This window comes from Alcaligenes sp. DN25, from assembly GCF_023674485.1.
Taxonomy (GTDB): domain Bacteria; phylum Pseudomonadota; class Gammaproteobacteria; order Burkholderiales; family Burkholderiaceae_B; genus Alcaligenes; species Alcaligenes phenolicus.
This window is the reverse complement of sequence record NZ_CP098408.1, coordinates 3890524-3913522: the sequence shown is the minus strand read 5'-3', so window position 1 is coordinate 3913522 and position 22999 is coordinate 3890524. Positions and strand designations below refer to the sequence as shown.

19 protein-coding genes are annotated in these 22999 nt (G+C 53.9%); 13 read left to right on the top strand and 6 right to left on the bottom strand.

Features of this window, described 5'->3' with window-relative positions; genetic code table 11:
• The first annotated feature begins 12 nt into the window (after positions 1 to 12).
• Together glmU and NBV64_RS18020 are read left to right on the top strand one after the other, a co-directional pair.
• A complete protein-coding gene (gene glmU, locus NBV64_RS18025) occupies positions 13 to 1383 on the top strand; it encodes a bifunctional UDP-N-acetylglucosamine diphosphorylase/glucosamine-1-phosphate N-acetyltransferase GlmU (RefSeq protein ID WP_250756286.1) in 1371 nt (456 codons plus the stop codon).
• 108 nt (positions 1384 to 1491) lie between these two features.
• A complete protein-coding gene (locus NBV64_RS18020; protein WP_250756285.1) occupies positions 1492 to 2610 on the top strand; it encodes a glycosyltransferase family 4 protein in 1119 nt (372 codons plus the stop codon).
• 7 nt (positions 2611 to 2617) lie between these two features.
• Here NBV64_RS18020 and NBV64_RS18015 read toward each other — a convergent pair whose 3' ends face one another.
• Positions 2618 to 3094: an Lrp/AsnC family transcriptional regulator gene (locus tag NBV64_RS18015; RefSeq protein WP_250756284.1), complete on the bottom strand. Its 477-nt coding sequence runs from the start codon at positions 3092 to 3094 to the stop codon at positions 2618 to 2620.
• 201 nt (positions 3095 to 3295) lie between these two features.
• Between NBV64_RS18015 and glmS the strand changes: the two genes are divergently transcribed.
• The 10 genes from glmS to phnX all read left to right on the top strand — a co-directional run bounded on the left by glmS (position 3296) and on the right by phnX (position 16083).
• On the top strand, positions 3296 to 5122 hold the full coding sequence (gene glmS / locus NBV64_RS18010) for a glutamine--fructose-6-phosphate transaminase (isomerizing) (RefSeq protein WP_250756283.1): 1827 nt from the start codon (positions 3296 to 3298) through the stop codon (positions 5120 to 5122).
• A gap of 233 nt (positions 5123 to 5355) precedes the next feature.
• The gene (locus tag NBV64_RS18005; protein ID WP_336973611.1) at positions 5356 to 5925 is read left to right on the top strand and encodes a sigma-70 family RNA polymerase sigma factor; all 570 of its coding nucleotides are present in this window, start codon (positions 5356 to 5358) and stop codon (positions 5923 to 5925) included.
• 59 nt (positions 5926 to 5984) lie between these two features.
• Complete coding sequence (locus tag NBV64_RS18000; protein WP_200914617.1) at positions 5985 to 6935, top strand: FecR domain-containing protein; 951 nt, start codon at positions 5985 to 5987, stop codon at positions 6933 to 6935.
• A 289-nt stretch (positions 6936 to 7224) separates the two neighbouring features.
• On the top strand, positions 7225 to 9759 hold the full coding sequence (locus tag NBV64_RS17995) for a TonB-dependent siderophore receptor (RefSeq protein ID WP_250756282.1): 2535 nt from the start codon (positions 7225 to 7227) through the stop codon (positions 9757 to 9759).
• 31 nt (positions 9760 to 9790) lie between these two features.
• Complete coding sequence (locus tag NBV64_RS17990) at positions 9791 to 11032, top strand: YncE family protein (protein ID WP_250756281.1); 1242 nt, start codon at positions 9791 to 9793, stop codon at positions 11030 to 11032.
• Between the two features lie 278 nt (positions 11033 to 11310).
• Positions 11311 to 11649, top strand: coding sequence for a DUF6616 family protein (locus tag NBV64_RS17985; RefSeq protein WP_250756280.1), 339 nt, complete (start codon positions 11311 to 11313; stop codon positions 11647 to 11649).
• A 172-nt stretch (positions 11650 to 11821) separates the two neighbouring features.
• Complete coding sequence (gene psrA, locus NBV64_RS17980) at positions 11822 to 12904, top strand: iron-containing alcohol dehydrogenase PsrA (RefSeq protein ID WP_203145342.1); 1083 nt, start codon at positions 11822 to 11824, stop codon at positions 12902 to 12904.
• A gap of 127 nt (positions 12905 to 13031) precedes the next feature.
• Entirely contained in the window at positions 13032 to 14327 is a 1296-nt protein-coding gene (locus NBV64_RS17975; protein WP_035269757.1) for an MFS transporter, read from the top strand.
• 22 nt (positions 14328 to 14349) lie between these two features.
• On the top strand, positions 14350 to 15219 hold the full coding sequence (locus NBV64_RS17970) for a LysR substrate-binding domain-containing protein (protein ID WP_250756279.1): 870 nt from the start codon (positions 14350 to 14352) through the stop codon (positions 15217 to 15219).
• A 36-nt stretch (positions 15220 to 15255) separates the two neighbouring features.
• Positions 15256 to 16083, top strand: a complete 828-nt coding sequence (gene phnX, locus NBV64_RS17965) for a phosphonoacetaldehyde hydrolase (protein ID WP_035269761.1) — start codon at positions 15256 to 15258, stop codon at positions 16081 to 16083.
• A gap of 56 nt (positions 16084 to 16139) precedes the next feature.
• Here phnX and NBV64_RS17960 read toward each other — a convergent pair whose 3' ends face one another.
• The 5 genes from NBV64_RS17960 to NBV64_RS17940 form a co-directional block, all read right to left on the bottom strand.
• Entirely contained in the window at positions 16140 to 16451 is a 312-nt protein-coding gene (locus NBV64_RS17960; protein WP_009456887.1) for an AzlD domain-containing protein, read from the bottom strand.
• The gene (locus tag NBV64_RS17955; protein WP_274984786.1) at positions 16444 to 17175 is read right to left on the bottom strand and encodes an AzlC family ABC transporter permease; all 732 of its coding nucleotides are present in this window, start codon (positions 17173 to 17175) and stop codon (positions 16444 to 16446) included. Before NBV64_RS17955 ends, NBV64_RS17960 begins: the two co-directional genes overlap by 8 nt.
• Before the next feature lie 4 nt (positions 17176 to 17179).
• Positions 17180 to 17956 carry a 2OG-Fe dioxygenase family protein gene (locus NBV64_RS17950; protein ID WP_083054954.1) on the bottom strand — a complete coding sequence of 259 codons (777 nt, stop codon included), beginning with the start codon at positions 17954 to 17956 and terminating at the stop codon, positions 17180 to 17182.
• A complete protein-coding gene (locus NBV64_RS17945; RefSeq protein ID WP_250756278.1) occupies positions 17919 to 19415 on the bottom strand; it encodes a radical SAM/SPASM domain-containing protein in 1497 nt (498 codons plus the stop codon). The genes NBV64_RS17950 and NBV64_RS17945 overlap by 38 nt, the downstream gene beginning before the upstream one ends.
• Positions 19416 to 19824: 409 nt before the next feature.
• Positions 19825 to 20628, bottom strand: a complete 804-nt coding sequence (locus NBV64_RS17940) for a helix-turn-helix domain-containing protein (RefSeq protein WP_083054950.1) — start codon at positions 20626 to 20628, stop codon at positions 19825 to 19827.
• A gap of 334 nt (positions 20629 to 20962) precedes the next feature.
• Here NBV64_RS17940 and NBV64_RS17935 point away from each other — a divergent pair, with 334 nt between their 5' ends.
• Complete coding sequence (locus tag NBV64_RS17935) at positions 20963 to 22918, top strand: sigma-54-dependent Fis family transcriptional regulator (RefSeq protein ID WP_250756277.1); 1956 nt, start codon at positions 20963 to 20965, stop codon at positions 22916 to 22918.
• Positions 22919 to 22999: the final 81 nt, after the last annotated feature.

Genomic DNA, 22999 nt, shown 5'->3' with positions numbered 1-22999 from the left:
AGGTAAATTTTTATGCTTAATATCGTGATTCTGGCAGCAGGCATGGGCAAGCGTATGCAGTCTGACCTGCCCAAAGTACTGCATCCTATCGCCGGCAAATCCATGCTGGCCCACGTGCTCGACAGCGCACGTGAACTGGAGCCGGAAAAAGTTGTGGTCGTGGTGGGTCATGGCGCCGAGCGCGTTCAGCAAACCTTCGCACAGGCCGAGCTGGCCTTTGCCTTGCAGCAACCTCAGCATGGTACGGGCCATGCAGTGCAACAGGCCGTGCCTGAACTGGTCGGTGGCGACCAGGAAGATGACACCACGCTGGTTCTGTATGGCGACGTTCCTTTGGTCCAGGCTGACACCTTGCGCCGCTTGCTGCAAGCGCGTGGCCAAGGCGTGGCCGTGCTGACCGAAACACTGGCAGACTCTACCGGCTACGGCCGCATCATTCGCGGTGCAGATGGCACCGTACAGCGCATTGTCGAGCACAAGGATGCCAGCGAAGCCGAGCGTGCCGTGAAGGAAGTGAACACCGGCATTCTGGTAGCCCCGACGGCGCGCCTGAAAGATTGGCTGACCCGCATCACCAACGACAACGCTCAGGGCGAGTACTACCTGACCGACATCATTGCCTTGGCGGTTGCCGATGGCGTGCCCGTGCAAGCTGCTCAGCCAGCTGCTGGTTGGGAAACCCTGGGTGTGAACAGCCGCATTCAACAGGCCGAGCTGGAGCGTCTGTGGCAAGCAGAACAGGCTCGCCGTCTGTTGGAAAAAGGCGTGACCTTGGCCGACCCGGCCCGCTTTGATCTGCGCGGCACACTGGAGTGTGGCCGTGATGTGTTCATTGATGTGGGTTGCGTGTTTGAAGGCAAGGTTGTGTTGCAAGACGGCGTGCGTGTCGGCCCGCATAGCGTGCTGCGTGACGTGACGATTGGTGCCGGTACGCAAATCGAAGCTTTCAGCCATCTGCAACAAGCCCAGGTTGGCGAAGAAGCCCGTATCGGCCCTTACGCCCGTCTGCGTCCTGGTGCTGTTCTGGCCAATCACACCCACGTGGGCAACTTTGTGGAAATCAAGAACACCCAGCTGGGTGAAGGTTCCAAAGCCAATCACCTGGCCTATATCGGTGATGCCGATGTGGGGCAGCGTGTGAACATTGGCGCAGGCACCATCACCTGCAATTACGATGGCGTGAACAAGTTCCGCACCGTGATTGGTGACGATGCCTTCATCGGCTCGGATACGCAGCTGGTGGCTCCGGTGACGGTAGGCCGTGGCGCAACGATTGGCGCGGGTACGACCCTGGTGCGCAATGCACCGGATGATCAGCTGACCTTGTCGCGTTCGGAACAGCGCAGCGTGTCCGGCTGGAAGCGCCCGGTTCGCAAATCTTGATGTGTGTTAGCCCATCTTCGGTATTTCTCCCTTTGCATCGCAAGGGGAGCATTGCTGCTTGCTCTTGTGGCACACAGTGCCCGGATGGGCTGATTCTGGATCGTCGTCATGCGCATTCTGCAGCTTAACTTCGAGCGCGGCTGGCGCGGTGGCGAGCGGCAAACCCTGCTGAGCATCCAGCAGATGCAACAGGCTGGTCATCAGGTCAGTCTATTGGCCCGACGTGATGAAGAGTTGGCCAGGCGTGCTAAAGAGCAGGGCGTGAGTGTGGTGGAATGCGCCTCCGTAGGTGCCGCGCTGCGCTATTTACTGGTGCATGGCCGGGGTTTTGATATCGTCCATTCCCAAACCGCGTCCTGCATGAGCTGGCTGGCCTTGCTGCATTTCTGGTTGCCCAAACGGGTGGTCTTTACGCGCCGCACGGCTTTTCCGATTGACCGCAAACGCGTCGAGCAACGTAGCGGACAGCAGCCAGACAGCGCTTTGACTTCCAAGGAACGACGCACGCGTTGGAAGTGGCGCAAGGCGGATCGTTTGGTAGCGATCAGCCAGGCAGCAGCGGCAGAGCCGCGTCGCCTGGGCTTTTCCGTAGATGTGATTCCTAGTGCCATCGAGTACGTCGAGCAGGATGAAGCCTATGTGAACCACTTGCGGCTGCGGTGGAATCCGCAGGGCTTGCACGTTCTGGGGACGATGGCGGCACTGACGTCCGAGAAAGACCCCCAGACTTTGATACGCGCGGTTCATGCCTTGTATCAGCGTCGTCAGGACTTTGTGTTTCTGCATTTCGGTGCGCCTGGCTCCGAGACCTCGGCGGCACAGGAACTGATTATGCAGTTGGGCCTGGAAGACTGCTACAAGCTGGCTGGCTTTGAAGCCCGCCCTGAACAGGCTTATCGCTTGATGGACGGCTTTGTCTTGAGTTCCCGGCATGAAGCCCTGGGCTCCAGCGTCCTGGATGCGTTCGTGTACGGCGTGCCCGTTACGGCCACGATGGCGGGCGGTTTGAGTGAGCTGCTGGATAATGGCCGTGGCAAGTTATGCGCGGTAGGGGATGCACAAGCCATTGCACAGGCTCTGGATGACACTTTGAGCAATCCGACAGCAGCGCGGCAACAGGCAGCGCTGGCGCATCGCTGGGTGCAGCAGGAGCATGACCCCGCTGTCATGGTGCAGCGTTACTTGCGTCTGTATCAGCAACTGGTACAGCAACGTGTACGGAACTGAGCCCGGCTTACATCTTTGGTGCAGGTAAAGGCACCCGCGTCTCGAACTTGGCCTGATGAATCGAAAAGAAGCTTCGTATATTGCGGATATTCGCCTGACTGGTGAATAAAGCGTGAGCCAGCTTGTGATACGCCGTCATGTCGCTGACCTGCAAGATCACAATGAAATCCACCCCGGTCGAGACGCGATAGCATTGCGTCACTGCTGCTTCGGGGGCCATCAGGCGCTCGAAGTGCTGCAGGTATTCTTCACCCTGACGGTCCAGCGTAATCTCCACAATGGCCGTCAAGCTGGGGCCCAGTTGCTCCGGGTCCAGCAAGGCAACCTGCCTGCGAATTACCCCTTGTTCGCTTAAACGACGTACTCGCCGCAGGCAGGTCGGGGGAGAGGCATGCACGCGCAAAGCCAGCGCTTGATTGCTGATGGAAGCATCATTTTGCAGTTGCTCCAGAATGCGTAAATCCAGCTCGTCCAGTTCAATCATGACAATGTTTATCTATCTATGATGAAATAAAATTCCGTTAAATAAAATGAATTTATCTTTTCTTTCATATTGATTATTAAATGAAATTTTAATTCATTTCGAGGAAAAAATAGACATAAAATTTTTCGTGATTCAGATCAGAATAAGCGGATTGAATTGATTAGTTGGCCCGCCGAAAGGGGCCATGAACAGGAGTTGGCTATGTGTGGAATTGTTGGCGCGGTAGCGCAACGCGATATTGTCCCCGTGCTGCTGGAAGGTTTGAAGCGTCTGGAATACCGGGGCTACGATTCTTGCGGCGTTGCTGTTCATGCGCAGGGCCAGTTGTTGCGGGCACGCAGTACTCAACGCGTGGCCGAACTGCAAGAACAGGTCAAGGCAGATCATCTGCAAGGCTTTACCGGCATTGCTCACACTCGCTGGGCAACCCATGGCGCGCCTGCTACTCACAATGCTCACCCGCATTTCTCCGGCAAGGGCAAAGCACGTATTGCGCTGGTGCATAACGGCATCATCGAAAACCACGACGAACTGCGCGCCGAGCTGCAAAGCATTGGCTACGTGTTCGAGAGCCAAACCGACACCGAAGTGATCGCCCACCTGATCGATCATCTGTACAACGGGGATCTGTTCGAGGCCGTGCAGCAGGTCATCCGTCGCTTGACCGGTGCTTATGCGATTGCCGTGTTCTGTCAGGACGAGCCACATCGCGTGGTAGGTGCTCGCCACGGTTCGCCTTTGGTTGTAGGTGTGGGTCAGAATGAAAACTTCCTGGCTTCGGATGCCTTGGCATTGGCCGGCACCACCGATCAAATCATCTACCTGGAAGACGGTGATGTGATTGATCTGCAGATCAATAAAGTGTGGATCATGGACAAGGACGGCCGCGCCGTCGATCGCCCTGTACATACCGTACATCTGCACACCGCAGCCGCTGAATTGGGCCCATACCGCCACTTCATGCACAAGGAAATCTTCGAGCAGCCCCGCGCTGTAGGCGATACCTTGCAAGACATTGAAAGCGTCACACCCGAGTTGTTTGGTGACCAGGCCTACAAGGTTTTCCAGGACATCGACAATGTGCTGATTCTGGCTTGCGGCACCAGCTACTACGCCGGCCTGACCGCCCGCTACTGGATCGAGTCTCTGGCCAAAATCCCCGTCAATGTGGAAATTGCCAGCGAGTACCGCTACCGCGACAGCGTGCCCAACCCGCGCACTTTGGTGGTGACGATTTCCCAGTCCGGCGAAACGGCTGACACGCTGGCCGCCTTGAAACATGCCCGCAGCCTGGGCATGGAACAGACCCTGACCATCTGCAACGTGGCCACCAGCGCCATGGTGCGTGAGTGCAAGCTGTCCTACATCACCCGCGCTGGTGTGGAAATTGGTGTGGCTTCCACCAAAGCCTTCACCACTCAGCTGACCGCCTTGTTCTTGCTGACTATCGCATTGGCTCAAGTCAAAGGTCACTTGAATCAGGAGCAGGAAGGCGACTACCTGAAAGCCCTGCGCCACTTGCCTACCGCTATCGCGGCTGTGCTGGCTCTGGAGCCACAAATCATGGCGTGGGCAGACCGTTTCGCCAGCAAGGAAAACGCCTTGTTCCTGGGCCGTGGCATGCATTACCCCATCGCCATGGAAGGCGCGTTGAAACTGAAAGAAATCAGCTACATCCACGCTGAAGGCTATCCCGCTGGTGAACTGAAACACGGCCCTCTGGCCCTGGTTACCGAAGCCATGCCCGTGGTCACCATCGCCCCACGCGATGAGCTGCTGGAAAAGCTGAAATCCAATATCGAAGAAGTCCACGCACGCGGTGGTGAGCTGTACGTGTTTGCGGACGCCGATACCCGTATCGGCAGCAGCGAGCGTGTGCATGTGATCCGTATGCCGGAGCACTACGGCAAGCTGTCCCCCATCTTGCACACCGTGACCTTGCAATTGCTGGCTTATCACACCGCTTGCTCGCGCGGCACGGACGTGGATAAGCCACGGAATTTGGCCAAGAGTGTGACTGTCGAATAAGTTTTTCAGATTACATCGACCGTAAAGAGCCGCTTATGCGGCTCTTTTTGCATTCTTCGCCGTTTGGCAATTTTCGAGTGGTTTTTATAGGGAACTAAATCCTGCGAAAGAGGGTGAGCCTTGCCTGAAAGCCAGTTTATGTGTCGCTGCAAACACACACCGCTAGCGGATTTTGCAGCTCACACTCTATAATTGATAACGATTCTCATTATCTAGCGGTGCGGAGTACCCTCGTGTCATCTTCAGTTCTTCCCTTGTCAGGCATGTATTCGGCCGAGTCGGTCGAGTCACTGTACTGCGACCACCATAGTTGGTTGCAGCGCTGGCTGCATCACCGCTTGGGTGGCGCGGACCAGGCGGCTGACTTGGCGCAGGACACCTTTGTACGTTTGTTAAGCAGCCGTTCTCGCTGGCAATTTACCAGTCCTGGCGAGGCCCGCGCCTACTTGCGCAAGACGGCACAAAACCTGTGCATCAATCTGTGGCGACGTCAGGAAATTGAACAGGCCTGGCTGGATATTCTGGCTGCTACACCCGAGAACTTTTACCCTTCGGCAGAACGCCAGGCCATGATTTTGCAGGCGCTGGAAGAGATCAGCGCCATGCTCAGCAGCCTGTCTCCCAAAGCGGCCAAGGCGTTTACCCTGGCCGTCATTTGCGAGATGACAGACGATGAGGTCGGCGCGGAAATGGGCATTTCCGGCCGCATGGTGCGCAAGTACGTGGCACAAGCCATGTTGGGCTGCATCAGCCTGCATGCTTGCCAGACCGTCGCCGAATTGCGTCAGGAACCTCAATACTAAGCCTCATGAAGCACGGCTCCAGTTTTTCTTCTCCCGCTACACCTCCCCACGCCGTTTTGATGCAAGCCGCTGAATGGTATGCCTGCCTGCGCGATGGCAAAGCCAGTGCGGCGCAGCGCTCTGCCTGGCAGAACTGGCTCAAACAGGACGAGATGCACAGCACTGCCTGGCGTTATGTGGAGGAAGTCAGCCGCAGTTTTGAGCCAGTGCGTACCGCGCCGGATTCACGTCGTGTGGTGGAGAAATTGCACACGGCCAACGAGCGTTTGCATCAGCGCCGTCGCGTTCTGGCCAGCGTGGCTGCGCTGGCAGGAACGGGGGTTCTAAGTTGGCTGGGCTGGCGTCAGTCCTGGCTGCCATCCAGTGTTCTGGCCCTGGCCGCCGACCATTCCACACAAACCGGCGAGCAGAGCCAGATTGTGCTGGCAGATGGCTCCCGGCTGTGGCTGAACACCGCCTCTGCGATTGATGTGCAGTTCACCGCGCAGGCTCGCCATATTGTTTTGATCTCCGGCGAGATCTTCATTCAGACGGCCAAGGACGATACGGAAAGACCTTTTACCGTTCAAACCCCGCAGGGCAATATGCGGGCCTTGGGCACGCAATTCAATGTGCGTATGGACAAGGACTGTACGCAGCTGGCGGTCTACGAAGGGGCTGTGCAGGTGTCTACGGCAAAAGGTCAAAACACCGCCACGGTACAGGCGGGCAAGCAGGTGCACTTTAGTGCGCAGCGTATCCGGCAAAGCATGGACGCCGATCAGGCGCGCGAAGCCTGGACCCAAGGCGTGCTGGTGGCTGACAACATTGCCTTGCGTAGCGTGATCAAGGAATTGAGCCGTTACCGCAAAGGCTATCTCGGTGTAGATGAGGCAGTGGCCGATCTGAAGGTCTATGGCAGCTTCCCCATTCATGACACGGACCGCGTGCTGAAAATGCTGGCTTCAGCATTGCCGATTCGCATCGATCAGCCCATGCCCTGGTGGACCAGTGTGCAAGCTCTGGATTGATTGAGCAGGGCATTTCACCAACGATGGTCATAAATAATAAAAATAAAAACCTATCAGATTCAAAGGCTTGCCGGATTTTGGCCCAAAAATCTCAAAAAAGATGCAAAAGCAGGTTCCGGGTTTTGGAGACTTGGTGGTTTTAGACAGTAAGAGGACCTGATTGGCGTGAGGCCAATGAAGCAGGAGGCAGCCCGCCGTGGCTGCTCAGTACTGAACATCAACGCAAGAACATCGTTCAGGTTCATCGTTTTTATTGTGATTGACCCGTGTTTTTGAAGGATGTCTTCTTATGCATCGTCGCCCCGATCCCCTTTCCCTGTCCAAGGATGCAGGATCGCATTGCGCCCCTTTGCATCCACTGGCCTTGGCCCTGTATGTCTTGATGGCCGGCAGCGCCTTTGTCGTGAGTACCCAGCCTGCTCAGGCGACCACGCAAAACAGCCCGACGGCAGACAAGACACAGCGTTATGACATACCAGCAGGCCCCTTGAGCCGGGTGTTGATGCGCTTCTCGCAAGAAAGCGGGGTCTACCTGGTCGGCGCAGGTAGCGTGGCCGAAGGCAAGCAAAGCTCGGGCCTGAAAGGGAATTACAGCGTGGTGCAGGCTTTGGATACTTTGCTGGCAGGCACGGGCATTCGTTACTCGCGCGATGCCAGTACGGTGAACTTGTGGCCCGTCACGGAAACAACTCAGCTGGAACCCGTGCGTGTCAAAGGCACCCTGAATCGGGCGACTGAGGACACCGGCCTGTACACGCTCAATGGCACCAGCAGCACCGCTACTCGTTTGAATATGGACACCCAGCACACGCCGCAGTCGGTCAGTGTGATGACGCGCCAGCAAATGGACGATTTCGGCCTGACCAGCTTCGATGATGTGATGAACTTTACCACTGGCGTGACGGCCAATACGGCCGCGGTGGGAGGCGGGTTTCAGTTTCAGGCCCGTGGCTTTGACATCAGCAATGTGCAAGTGGATGGCGTGCAAAGCAGCTACCGTGCTGCCGGACGTGGAGCATTCAATCCTATTTCTCTGGATATGGATTTATACGACCGTGTGGAAGTCGTGCGCGGAGCGACAGGTTTGTTGTCGCCTACCGGCGAGCCCTCCGCCTTGATCAACTTGATTCGCAAACGTCCGCAAGCAGAATTTGGCGGCAAGTTAAGCGCCCACTACGGCTCCTGGAGCGACAAACGCGTGACGGCGGATGTGACCGGCCCGCTGACTGAAGACGGCCGTTTGCGTATGCGTGTTATTGGTTCGCGCAAGCAGGCGGACTCCTTCATGGATCGCCAGGACCACAAGAACGATTTGCTATCCGGCATGCTGGAATTTGACCTGACAGACAGAACCTTGCTGACCGCTGGCTACGACTACCAGACCGCCAAGCTGCGAGGCGAAGGCAATATGGGTGTGCCCTTGTTTACCAGCGAGGGCGACCGTATTGACGTTTCGCGCTCCACGTCGCTGGTGCCGGATTGGACCTACTGGGACAAGAAGCATCAAAACGCTTTCTTCTCGGTCGAGCATGAGTTTGAAAACAAGTGGAATGCCAAGCTCAGCTACAGCCATCAACGTGACGATGGCGATGCCCTGATTACTGGCCTGGGGCAGGGCGTGAATCCGGTGGTGCGCCCGGACGGATCCGGTATAGGCATCCGCGCCAACCTGGCCGCCAATGGCTATCGCCATCAGGACAACCTGGAGTTGTCGGCCAATGGTCCTTTCGAGCTGTTTGGCCGCGAGCACCAGCTGATGTTCGGTTTTAACGGCACTCGCAAACGTGACACCACGTATACCATGCAGGTCAGCGATACCCGCAACTGGTTCATCCCCAATATTTACGACTGGGACGGCTATATGCCCGAGCCCAGCGTCAGCCGCACAGGTGAATGGAACCGCGTCCACACACGCGAATACGGTTTCTTTGCCGGTACGCGCTTGAACATTATTGATCCCTTGAATGTGATCATGGGCCTGCGCTTGTCGGATTACAAAACCTACCGTGATAACTACGGTAAAACCGGCCAGTTCACTGGCGTGTCCAACGAGCTGCGTAACCGCAATGAAATTACGCCGTACTTTGGGGTGACGTATGACATCAACCCGAACCTGACGGCCTATGCCAGTTATACCCGCCTGTTCCAGCCGCAAAGCTACAAGGACATCAACGAGAACTTCCTGGATCCCATTACCGGGGTTAACCGTGAAATTGGTTTGAAAGGCAGCTTGATGGAGGAGGCCCTGCAGTTCTCCCTGGCCGCTTTCGAGACCCGTCAGAACAATCTGGCCGTGCTGGACCCTTCGGTGCCGGATGACTTCCTATTGCCTGATGGCAGCCGCCCCTACGTGTCTTCGGGCGCTGGCAACAAAACCAAAGGTTTTGAAGTGGAGCTAAGCGGCGCACTGACCAACAACTGGAATGTGTTTGCTTCTTATAGCTACGCCAGCACTAAAAACGGTGAAGGCGAGCGGATCAACACCTACATTCCCAGCCAAACCTTCCGTCTGGGCACCATGTACCAATTCTCCGGTGCGTTGCAAGGCTTGAGCGCCGGCGCCACCGTGAACTGGTTTGGCAAGCGTGATCTGTGGACGGCTGGCCGTCCTTATACGGCCAGCAACGGCAAGGCGCTGGAAGACACCCACAGCAGCTATGCCCTGGTTGGCCTGCACGCCAATTACCGCGTGAACCAGCATTGGAATGCCAAGCTCACGGTAAACAATTTGTTCGACAAGCGTTACTACGACAACTTCGTGATTTTCCGTGCCCGCTATGGTGCGCCGCGCAACGTGCACTTGTCGATCGACTACCAGTGGTAATTCCTTTTTCCTTTATCTCGAGCCTACCCTTATGACGCCAATTACGACTCGCCATCTTGTTCGTGGTCTGTACCTTGCTGTTGCAATGGCCTTGTCCACGGGCTACGTACACGCCAAGACTCCTGCCCCTGTGGGCTACCAAGCCGTTACCCAAGCACAGATCATGCAAAAACCGACTGCCGCCGAAGTTCTGGAAATTGTCTTCAGCCCCGCTCAATCCAGCTTGTACGTGTCCTCGCCCAACTGGAAGGACGAGACCTTGTCGCGCACGCTGGTGCTGGACCCCAAGACCCTGGAAATCAAGCAAGAGATTCCCATGGAAGCCAAGAGCTTTGGGGTTGCTCTGGATGATGCCGCCAACCGCCTGTATCTGACTCAAGGCTTCAACGGCACGATCGCCGTGGTCGATACTGCCAAGAACGAGGTAATGAAGCGCATTCCTGTGCAGGAAAAAATCAATTTCCAGGACGCCATCAATGCTGCTGACTTCGGTCAGGCACGTAAAGATGGCTTGTTGAAGATGATGGAGCGTTTCAAGATTACCGAGGACTTCCAGTACAAGACGCGTGAACTGGTCGTGGACAAGAAAAACCACCGTGTGTTCGCGCCTGGCTTGGGCCTGGGTTTTGACAGTGTGCTGTTCGTGGTGAATACCCGGACGTTGGAGCTGGAAAAAGTGCTGCAGGGCTTTGGCTATAACGTCGTGGGCATCACCCTGGACGAGGCCAATAACCGCTTGTTTGTCTCCAATATGCAGGGCCAAATCATGGTGGTAAATAGCCAGACCTTGAACATCGATCAGGTCTGGGAAATTGAAGCCGACCAGTTGCTGAACCTGGCGTATGACCCGGCGCAGAACCGATTGTTCGGGGTGGACCAGGGGATTGACCGTGATGACGCGCGTAACCTGCATCTGGAGCGTGAATACAAGCGCCGCAGCGCTGGTCATCAAGTGTTTGTGCTGGATGCATCCAACGGTAAAACCCTGGCAACCATGCCTACCGGCGAAGTGCCTATTGGTGTGCGTTTTGACGCCGAATCCCAGCGTCTGTTTGTCGCTAACCGAGGCGGTGTGCGCGAGAAAGAGGGCAAGGGTTCGGTCAGTATTTTTGATACGGTGAACTACAAGCCGCTGCAAACCATTGAGCTGGCTCCACACCCCAACAGTCTGGAATACATCCCCGCTGAAAAAGCCTTGTATGTGTCGGTGAAGAACGACGGCAACAGCAAGGAAAAAGGGACTAAAGAGCGTATGGTGCGCATCCAGTTCTAAAAGGCCAAAGCAGCCTGATTGATTGACAAGGTGGGATCCAAAGCCCGGGTTCGGCGTCATGCTGAACTCGGGCTTTTTTACGCGTATGGATTGCTTGCGAAATTTATTTGTAATCTATAAGATTAGATATCTAATCAAATGACATGTTCCATGTGGAAAGGGTGAAACAGTGCTGCAGTCTTGCGCTGCACGCAGTTTCTTTGTTGCCCCACCTGTAAACGCGACATATCCAATTCTTCAGTCCCTATTACGTCTCCTCAGTGAAAGGAAAACAGCCCATGTCTCATTATTTGATCGAGCTTTACACGCCTAATGCCAAGTGGAATGCCTTGCCCGTCGAGCAGCGCCAGTCCTTCCTGGCAGGTCTTCAGGAGGCGATGGGAGGCCTCTCAAACCTTGGTATTGAGGTGCTGGCTCTGACCGCTACCGAGCACGATATTGACCAGGCCAGTGAGCACCGCTTTATGGGTGTGTGGCGCTTCCCTGATCAACAAGCTTGCCAGGCTTTGCTGGCTGGCATCAAAGCCAGTGGTTGGTACGAGTATTTCGACCATGTGAATGCGGCGGGGGCAGAAGGAGGTTTTGCTCAACATCTGGCGGAGTTGGCGAAAGTCTGACTGCTTCATTTGTATTGGGAAGATCAGAAGAGATACGCTGTGCAAGGGGCGGCCCATGTGAGCTGCCTCTGTAAAAAAGGTATTGGTTGCATCGATAGCCAGTGCGAATTAATCGATTTGTCCCCCTTGGTATGCCTCTCTACGATGACTAGTAACAATAAGGAGGCAAACCATGACAGCGTATTTTTCCAACCCGGTTCGGACCTGCTTCGGCCCGGGAAGTTTGAATGAAATTTCTACCTTGGCGGCCAACAAGAAAGTCACCTTGGTGACCTTTCCGGAGGCTCGTGGACTGGGTTTGGTTGAGCGTATCGGGAATTTGCTGGGCGATAGGCTGATTCATGTTGTCGAAGATGTGCAGCCAAATCCCGATGTCAGTTATTTGAAGGATGTCTACGAGTCCTTCTGGCAGCAAGCCGGGCAAACGGACATTGTGCTGGCCGTGGGCGGGGGCAGTGCCATTGATACGGCCAAGGCGCTGATTGTGGGGACTCAGACGGGCACCTTCCAGGAACTGCTGGATCTCTTGTCCACCGGCAAGGCTTTTACTCCTGTTCAGGCCAAGTCCTTGATTGCGGTGCCTACGACCGCAGGGACCGGCAGCGAGGTCACTCCGTGGGCCACGATCTGGGATCAGCAAGCACAGAAAAAATACTCTTTGCATCTGGAACAAACCTGGCCTGCCGTTGCCATTATTGATCCGGAGTTGATGCTGACAGTACCGGAAAAAGTGACAGTCTCGACCGGGCTGGATGCCTTGTCGCACGCCCTGGAGTCGATCTGGAATGTGAATGCCAACCCCATTTCCGACACCTTTGCGGTCTCTGCCATTCAGGACATCCTTACCTATTTGCCCTTGCTGCAGAAGGATCTGGGTAATATCCAGCTGCGCTCCAAAATGGCGCTGGCGGCCTTGAAAGCGGGCATGGCGTTTTCCAATACCAAGACCGCCCTGGCGCACTCCATCTCTTACGAAATGACCTTGCGTCACGGCTTGCCGCATGGCATTGCTTGCTCCTTTACCTTGCCCTTTGTACTGGGCCTGGCCTGGGGCTGTGATCCATCCCGGGATCTGGTGTTTGAAAGCCTGTTTGGCCCTGATCGCAAGCAGGCTCAAGCTCACTTGCGGGACTTCTTGCTCAGTGTGGGCGTCAAGACCGAGTTTGAGGACTACGGCGTAGGGCCGGACGAGCAGGCTGCCATGATTACTTATGCCATGCAGGGTGCACGCGGCAAGAACTTTATCGCCGCCTGAGTCATAAAAAAACGAGAGACAAACGAATGAAGGGAGAGAGGAAAGATTCCCCCCCTTCTCATACCGCATGAATAGAGCATTCCTCTGGCCTGGCTTGCCAGCAGCGGGGGAGTGAAAGGAGCTGGTTATGAATCACGCAACAAGTCTGTCGGGGGCCACGGCGGCATCCGGGTCTTCGTTTCGTCGGGCCCAATGGCGCATGCTGCTGGCCGCGATGTTCTGTTATCTATTTTTCTATACCGGGCGGCAGACTTTCGGGTTTGCAATTCCGGGTTTGAAAGAAGAGTTTGGCTTTAGCAGTGCTGCCCTGGGCTGGGTATCGGCCGCCTTGTTATGGGCCTACGCCATTGGACAAGCCATCAATGGCAATCTGGCGGACAAGTATGGCGGTCGTCGCATCATGTCTGCTGGCGCGATTCTGTCGTGTGGTGCGAACTGGGTAGCCAGCTTTGCCACCGGTTTTTTCAGCCTGATCATTCCCTGGGGTGCCAATGGCTACTTTCAGGCGCTGGGCTGGGCACCGGGCAGTCGCCTGATCTCCAACTGGTGGGGTGTGTCCGAGCGCGGCAAGGCCTATGGCTTATACGTGTTTGCTGCAGGCTGTGCGTCGATTCTGTCGTATGTCACCTCGATCGTGGTGATCGATGTCATGCATCTGGACTGGCGCTGGATTTTCCGGCTGCCCGTATTGCTGATGTTGCTGGGCGGAATCGTGTTTTATCTGGTTGCTCGCGAGCGGCCAGAGGATATGGGTTTTGAGCCTTTGGCCGATACGGGAGTGGCCAATGCCAACGATCAGGCCAAGGCGCTGGAAGGGGAGAAGGAGTCCTCCTGGGAGCGTTACAAGGCTGTTCTGAAAAACAAGCGCCTGCTGATTGCGGCCTTGTCCCTGGGCTTTCAGAATGCAGCCCGATACGGCTTGATTGTCTGGGTGCCGGTCCATTTTCTGGGCGCGGACTGGAAGACGGGCGACAGCCTGATTGATCCCAAGTGGATCACGATCGCTCTGCCAGTGGGCATGGCCGTTGGAGCGCTGAGCAATGGCTGGATTTCAGACCGCCTGTTTGGCTCCAAGCGTTACCTGGCCATCATGCTCTATACGAGCCTGGGTGCCTTGACCAGCCTGTGGATGTGGACCTTGCCGGTTCATAGCACTTTGGGCCTGGTGGCGCTGTTTCTGTGCGGTTTCTTTGTGTATGGACCCGCTTCCAGCTTCTGGGCCTTGTGTCCCGATCTGGTGGGAGCCAAACGTTCGGGCACGGCAACCGGTGTCATGAACTTTTCTTCCTATCTGTTCGCCGGTCTGGCCGAGCCCATGATCGGGAGCGTCCTGGATTCGACGGGGGATACCTCGCTGATCTTTGTGATTGTGTTGATTGCGTGTGCCTGCAGTGCGCTGGTGGCACTATTCATACGTCGTTAATCATCACTCCTGAGGCTTGTCCATGCACCAGTACCACAAATGGTTGAGATCGTTTTACGCCGTCGCCCATACCGGCGGTTTCACCTCGGCCGCACGTTATCTCAGCATTGGGCAGCCTACCGTCAGCGAACAAGTCCGGGCTTTGGAAAAGCGTTTTGATGTCGAGCTGTTTTATCGCTCCGGCAATCAGTTGGAACTGAGCTCGGCCGGACAGCAGCTCTACGAGATCACCAAGCCCTTGTTTGATCTTGAAGAGGAAGCGGTGCAATTGCTGGAGAGTTTCAAGCAGCGTAAATCCGGCCTGTTGCGAGTGGGGGCGGTCTCGCCACCTATCGCGATGGATCTGATTTTCAAGCTGGGGCAGAACAATCCGGATATTGAATTGAAAACCTACTTTGCCTCGGCCAGCGAGGTGCTGGAAAAGCTGTACGACTTTGATGTGGATGTGGCCTTGCTGGCGCATCCCAAATCAGATCCAAGCTTGTACACCCGGCTTTACCATCGCTATCCGGTGGTGGCTGTGGTGCCCGAAAAGCATCCCTGGTGCTCGCAGGGTCGGGTATCGGTTCAGCAGCTTCAGGATGAGCCTGTCGTGCTGAGGGAGCAAGGGTCACGCACCCGCCAGATTATTGAGGAGGGTTGCAGGCAGCATCAGATCAGGATCAATTGCGTGATGGAACTGAACAGCCGCGAGGCCATTGTGCATGCCATACGTAAAGGGCTGGGCATTGGTTTTGTCTCAGCGCCGGAGTATGTGGATATTCCCGGTACCCGGCTGATCACGTTCGACCAGCATCCTTTTTATATCGACTACTACCTGTGCTGCCTGGAATTACGAAAAGACCGACCACTTATTAATGATTTGTTCATGGATCTGGAATCCACCCATTAGCTTGTTTACACCGCATTTCGCGTTTGGAGAACGATGATGACGTATCAGCAACCTCAACAAGTACAGGCCGTTATTTTTGACTGGGCAGGCACTGTCGTTGATTTTGGCTCTTTTGCACCCACGCAGATTTTTGTCGAGGCTTTTGCCGAGTTTGGTGTGCAAGTGTCCCTGGAAGAAGCTCGTGGCCCCATGGGGATGGGCAAGTGGGATCACATTCGCACCTTGTGCAATGTGCCCGAGATTGCCGAGCGCTATAAAGCCAAGTTTGGCCGTGTCCCCAGCGACGACGATGTCACGGCGATTTACGAGCGCTTCATGCCTTTGCAGATCGAAAAAATTGCCGAGCACTCGGCCCTGATTCCGGGGGCACTGGAAGTGATCTCCAACCTGAAAAGTACCGGTGTCAAAGTAGGATCGTGTTCTGGCTACCCCAAAGTGGTCATGGATAAAGTGGTCGAATTGGCAGCGAAAAATGGCTACATGGCAGAATGCGTGGTCGCAACGGATGAGGTGCCCAATGGCCGCCCGTACCCGGCTCAGTCGCTGGCCAACGTGATTGCCTTGGGTGTGTCGGACGTGGCCGCCTGCGTCAAAGTAGATGACACCTGGCCCGGCATTGTGGAGGGGCGCAGTGCCGGGATGTGGACCGTGGCACTAACCTGCTCGGGCAATGCTCTGGGTCTGACCTACGACGAGTTCAAGAAGCTGCCTGCCGACAAGCTGCAAAGCGAACGCGAGCGTATTGGGGCCATGTTCAGCGATTCGCGCCCGCATTATCTGATCGATACCATTGTTGATCTGCCCGAGGTGCTGGCAGACATCAACCGCCGCTTGGCCAATGGGGAGATGCCTCAAAGCAGCTGATTTGAGGTATTTGCGAAATCCAGGTTTGGCATCATGCTGGACCTGGGTTTTCTATCTCAAACAAACACAGTACTCAACAAATAGTACGAGCTGCAGCCGCCTAGCACGCCTAAGAACAGGCCGCCGCGATTCCAGTAAGCCAGAAGGGCGGTGATGCTGAGAGCAAGCAGAGCAGGTATGGCTGCAATTTGTATTTCCTGCATGAAAATATAAACAAGGAAATTTAGAAAAACAGCTGACGGTAAGATCGTCTCCATCCATTTGGCAAGCCTATCAGGAAACTGAAAATTAAAAGCCACGGGTAAGACTCGAACTAGCAGGCTGGTTAAAAAGAGTGCGGCGATTGAACTACTGATTCCTTCATTCACGGGCTTTCCATTTATCTAAAAGTAGGGCGCTGATCATTACGCTAGGGAGCCAAAAATATGTTGCTCCAAGCAAGGAATAGAAAGCGATCGCCAAGGCCATGCATAGGGCAATCAACACAATCTGCTTGCGGTAAATGCCGATGATTCTTGTCTTCAGTTGCAGGGCAGACAGATAGACAAGCACCACACTGGCGGGAAAACCAAGATGAATATTGGTGCTCAGCCAGGCAGGTGGAATGGACTTGGCAATGACTGCTCCCAACACCCCTGAAACTACCCAGAATGTGAATATGGTGAGTCGTATGCAGATAGTCTCTGCCACAGTGTCGTTATTTCTTTCCGTGGCATACGCCTCGTCCCCCAGCATGTGCGACACCAGAACCCGAGAGACAAAGGGCTTGGGCAGCCGCTTGCCAGTTGTGAGGGCAATAGGAAAGTAGCGGCAGTTAATAGATGCGCAAATAATCAGTATTGTCAGAAAACTGGCGTTGGACTCAGCCAGCGGTAGTACAGCAAACTGCCCGCTACCCGTAAAACCCAGCAGACCAGCAGCCAGAATTTCAAGAGTGCTCCAGTCGGCTCGATACGCTAAAACGCCGAACAACATGCTCACAGGAACAATAGCCAGAGCGGATGGAAGCACTCTGAGAGAGGACTTTAGGTGGAGTGAGCTGGCTTTCTGGCTCAGGCTTGGGCGTGCTTCTATTTTTGGGGAGTCGGGCATATGCTTAGGCCATAGAAGCTTGTTCGTGAGTGGGGCCGTATGCGCGGTTTTTCCAGCGGTTGATTTCAATGACCCATATATCTCGGTAACCGATATCACCTTCTTCCGGTTCTATATTGCTGGCGTAATGAATGAAGCGTTCATCATCAATCAGAATGGCTTGGTTTTCTGCCAAGGTAGTGCGGAACAAAACTTCGCGAGTTTGGGGATCGATGACCTGGGTTTCACCACCCTTCACATTACTTCTCTTTGCTATCGCGATAACGCTGAATTCATGACCATCCCTATGCGGTCCTTCGGGGACCGTGATGCCTTTGTAGTCGGCATTTGCGGTGACCCGGATCTGGTTCACATTAATCTGAAACATCTGAGTGAGATCAACGGGTAACTCATCTAAGACCGCAGCAATCAACATTGTTGGGTCCCCAACAATTTGTTCTCGGTGCCGAGCCACTCCACCTGCTTCTGCTAGCCGTATGTAGTGGGCAGACTGAACATATTTTCTCTGGGGTAGGGGAGCGAAAACCCACTCGTTTGCTTCCCAGTACCCTATGTATTGGGTCAAGCGAATTTCCCTAAGCCTACCTAAACTATGCATGTCTCTTGGCATGTCGTTGAATGAGTTCAATAGGCTTTGGGGTACCTCAGGCATAGTGATCACACAGTATCCGTGCTCGGCGTAGTCGTGGTTCACACTTTTTCCAAGAACAGTTGTTTCAGCTATAGGAGTCATTTTTTGTCCTTTATTGGGCGGGCTTGAGATCGAAAGTGGCAATTTCATATGGCTGCAAAGCTTCAATATGTTTTCTTGTAATGCCGCGATAGAAATCACAGGCTGACTCTTCTACTGCCCTTATTGAGTCGAATTTTTTCTCTAACGGACCCAGACAAAGTCCGGCGCAGAACCCTTCTATTTCACAGCCCTGACAGAAGTCTGGATTCTGTTGTCGTAGGCTCGCGTGCTCCAAATAGGGTTTTTCGTTCAAGATTTTGGTTTCATCACGAATATCTCCCAGCAAAGTGGAGCCTGCTTTGCAAGAAAATACTGATCCATTAGGTTCTATGCTGAATTGAGCACCTTTAGCCGAGCAGTTTTTGAAGCCCCGGTAACTCACTGTGTTGAAGCCCAGCATGACCTGAAAAATCTGGTGCCAGTAACCAGTTAAAACCACACCCTTTTGGCGGCCGTACTGGATAACATGCCAGAGTCGATCAACGATGTTAGCGGTACCGTATGTAGAGTAAAAAGTAGGGTCAAAGTCGACTACAACCCCAATTTCTTTAGCTCCTACCTCAACGGCTAAATCTACAATCCCTTCATTGAAGTCGTCCCATGTAGCAGAGGTCAGAGCTGCGTTGAGGGCTACTCGATTGTTGTGCTGCTGTAGCTTTTTCAGGCCGTTCATGACAATGGGCATACTGTCATTCCCATTTTTTAGTGGGCGGCTGGGACTGTTTGGTGAGTCCACACTGACACAGACGGCAACTTGGTATTTGCGGAATGTTTCGGCTACCTCATCGGTGATTAGAGAGCCATTCGTTACCGTTGAATAGTGGATAACCATTCCATCATTTTCTCCACGCCCAAATCTTTCAAGAACCGCTTTGATGGTTCGCCAGTTCAGAAGAGGCTCCCCTCCAAAGAATTGAACCATGACCTCCTGAACCCCCTCGGACCGCGCTACGTTGAGTGCGGACTCTACATAGGTCACCCCATCTTCTGGTTTCATGGAGCGATTTTTTGGACTGTATTGGTGTTCGAATCGCTCTTTAGATGCATACATTGAGTTTTCAATGTTTATTTTTATGCTGTCTTTAGCGACGATTCTGGATTCTTCTATTTTTTTTATTTCATCTTCTGCCGACATTTCCTTGCCTTGAATTCCTTCAAAGCAGTAGGTGCATCCAAAGTTGCAGGCATTGGCTAAGACTAACTGAATAATATTTATTTTTTTATTTATTTCTTTCTTTGATGTTTTTTCCTCTTTGTCTTCTATCAATATTTTTCTTGCTATTAGTTGCTGGATCAGCTCTTCTTCTCTATCTCTTGCACCCTCTGTAAAGAGGTGGCTTGAAACCGATTTTCCGTCTTTAAAGGACTGGAGAATATTTTGGCCAGCGTCATCCAATAAGAAAAGGCCTCCCAGCAGTCTGTGGTAGGTTGCAGTTCTATCGCCGATACGTTTCTGGACAGTGTCTTTAGATAGAGTAAATATTTGGGTTTTCACTGCGTTTATCACAAAGCAATCCTCATCCTGTAGATGTGTGAGAGGCCACCCTTGCGGGTGGCTCGGTAAGCTACTTGGTTAAACGAGTAGCTAATTCCACACCAGGCTGACCAAGAGTCCCACCTACAGTGCCACCTACGGTACCGCCAACCGTCCCACCAACCGTTCCACCAACTGTGCCACCCACAGTACCGCCGACCGTACCAGCCATTGGGTTTACTTTGCTGTTAAATGTCATGGTCTTTCCTTTTTAAGCATTTTTAAAAGAATTTTTTACCTTATTTGTGAGTAAAAAATTTCGTTTTGAAGTCAAAGAAAATAAACAGAATGTACAAATAAATATTCAGTAATTTTTTTGAATTCAGAGAGATGCTAGTTATAAAAATGTAAAAAGGTCTTGTACGATCGTGCAAATTTTGCGTTAGCTGCGGAGCATTAGGTCGGCCCAACGGCCAGGTGGAAGCCCGTACACCTTGGAGAAGTGATGCGTCATATGGCTTTGGTCGGTGAAGCCACAAGCGGCAGCGACGTCAACTAAGGCTGTGCCAGTGATAATCATTCTTTTGGCTTTATCCAGACGTCTTAGACTCAAGTAGCGATAAGGGCTTGTTCCAAATAAGGCGCGAAAGTCTCTTGAGAGGCTCCATCGATCTGTGCCTGAAATTTGTTCTAGTTGATCCATGGTAACTATCGCACTGGATGTGTCGAGCATGAATTGCCGGGCTAGCTCAGCTGCTTTGTAATTTAGCTTTCTTCTTTGCCTACCTGTCTGTGATGCACTATGAAGAGCTTGGGCAATATCATAGATTCCATCTTCTTCTTCCAGACTATCAAGTTGAAAATCCAAACTAATGAGCATATTAGAAATGGCTGACACAATTCTTTGGTCTGATGAAACACCTCCAGGAATAAAAGGTAAAGGATTTCCACCAATTATTTCCTGAATTATTTCAGGTTGAATATAAAGAATTTTATAGTGAAAACCTGCCTCCGTTCCTGCCTCACCATCATGCAGTTCGTCGGGGTGAATCACTACTGCATTTCCTGGCAGGCTATGCCGCATGGTTTTTTGGTAGTTAAAGCTGTGAACACCATTGAGGGTGATGCCTAGTGCATATGTGTCGTGCCTATGAGGTGCAAATCCATAACCAGAAAAGAAGGCTTCCATCCTTTCTATTTTTGAGCTTGTTTGAGTGATTCTTGTCCAATCTTTTTTGTTTTCCATTTTTTGGCCTGGGTTTCTGATTTTTAGTGAATTTCCTTAGGCGGTTAATTGTTTTTGTGATTTGTTAATCATTTTATATTGTTTTATTATTTTTTTCATATCCATTGTTTGGTTTCTGTTTTTTGTTGATTTTTGAATATATAAAAAACTCTTATATGGAAATTTCTTTTGGTTATTGATGTGTGATTTATTGACTATGACATGACAGGGGAATGGCGAGCTTGCTGCACCGCATCTCAAGGAAAACCTCCATGTACGGCGGCTAAGCATGGCGGCACACTGAAAGATAGGCCACGCCCGCCCGGGGCTTGGCCTATTTTCGGGATGAGGTCTGATGCAGTCTTCACATGTGGCACACGTCCAAGAGATCACGGCTGTTTGGCAGGGCAGCCTGTCCCGGCGCGATCAGGCTGTGGTCCACAGCTGGAGACGATGCATTGAGCATCACAGACTGGACCCGGCGCAGGCTTGCGAGGCCTATATCGTGCCGGACTCCCAATTGCGCGAGCATCGTCAGCAGTCCGAAGCCCTGATCAATATTGCGCGCTCCGGGCTGGAGCGGCTTTATCAGCAGGTCTCCGGGCTGAATTACGTGTTGCTGCTGTCCGATAACAAGGGCGTCACGGTTGATTTCCTGGGCTCGGATGGACAGCGTGATGCCTTGCGGCAGGCCGGTCTGTATATGGGCTCGGAATGGTCTGAAGAGCGCGCGGGAACGTGCGCGGTGGGCACTTGTCTGCACACGGGCGAGGCCCTGACCATTCATCAAAACGATCATTTCGATCATATGCATGCGCCCCTGTCCTGCACGGCGGCGCCTATCTATCATTACGACGGCGAGCTGGCTGCGGTGCTGGATTTATCCTTGCTGCAGTCGCCGCAGGCCAAGGCCAGCCAAGGTTTGGCCCTGCACCTTGCCAATGCGGCGACCCGCCGTATTGAGCTGGCCAATTTGATGGCCTGTCACCGTCAGGAATGGATTTTATGCTTGTCGCAGTCGCCGGAGTTTCTGGATATTGATCCGGAAGCGGCTATTGCGATTGATGGCTCCGGCCGTATCAAGGGCATGACGCATACGGGTGCTCGCATTCTGGCGCGGGCGGCGGGGGTGGATTGGCGTAATCCTGCGGGCTTGTTGGGGCAGAGCTTGATGCGCTTTCTGCATCTGGAAGTGGACCAGTTGCCTACCTTGATGCGTTACCGCCCCACGCAGGAGCGTGTCGTTATGGCACGTGATGGCAGTGTGCTGTTTGCCCATGCCATTGAACCCCGACGTGTGTTGAGCAACCGGTCTGTGGGGATGGATGGGGCAGCCGTGGATGCCGCCTTGCCACAGGCCTTGCGAGGTTTGGCAGGCACAGATGCGGCCATGCAGTCCATGCTATTGAAAGCCGCGCGTTTGGCAACGCGGGAAATGCCGGTGTTGTTGCAGGGCGAAACAGGTTCGGGCAAAGAGTATTTGGCACGTGCGATTCACACGGCCAGCGGTCGTGGCGGGAATTTTGTGGCCGTCAATTGTGCGGCCTTGCCCGAGAGCCTGATTGAAAGCGAATTGTTTGGCTATCTGGCCGGTACGTACACCGGCGGTGCTGCACGGGGCCGTGCGGGTTTGATCGAGGCGGCTGATGGAGGCACCCTGTTCCTGGACGAGATCGGCGATATGCCGCTGGCCCTGCAAAGCCGTTTACTGCGTGTGCTGGCCGAATCCGAGGTGATGCCTTTGGGCGCACGCACAAGCAAGCGCGTGGACCTGCGTGTGATTTCAGCCAGCCACCATGATTTAAGTGCCTTGGTAGAGCAAGGCCGCTTTCGTGCGGATTTGCTGTATCGCTTGAATGCGGCAGTGCTGGCCTTGCCCGCTTTGCGTCAGCGTAGTGATCTGGAATGGTTGGTGCAGCAGATATTGCATCGGCGTAATAAAGGCGATGTGCCCGGTTTGTCTCCCGAGGCCTGGCAAGCGCTGCAAGCCTACGAGTGGCCGGGTAATTTACGCGAGCTGGACAATGCGCTGGTGCTGGCATTGGCCTTGGCGGAAGGTTCCTGCATTGAGGTGCAGGATTTGCCGGAGGCCTTGCGAGAGCGGCGTCTGGCCACATCTACAGGCAGCCCAACGGCCGCAGCCGTCTCTGCCGGAGAGTCGTCCTGGCAGCAGGTTTTGCAGGCCTGTGGCGATAACGTGAGTGCAGCGGCCCGGCAGTTGGGTATCAGCCGGTCCACCTTGCATCGTTATATCAAACGGGCAGGCGTAGCTCGCCAAGAGTCGCCCTCTGGCACAGGTTGCGACACCTGATGCACCACCTGTGTCACCGCTGGCACAGTTTCACCGCCTTAAAACAGGCAGCGCCCCTTTAAAACAAGCCACTCCCGGTTT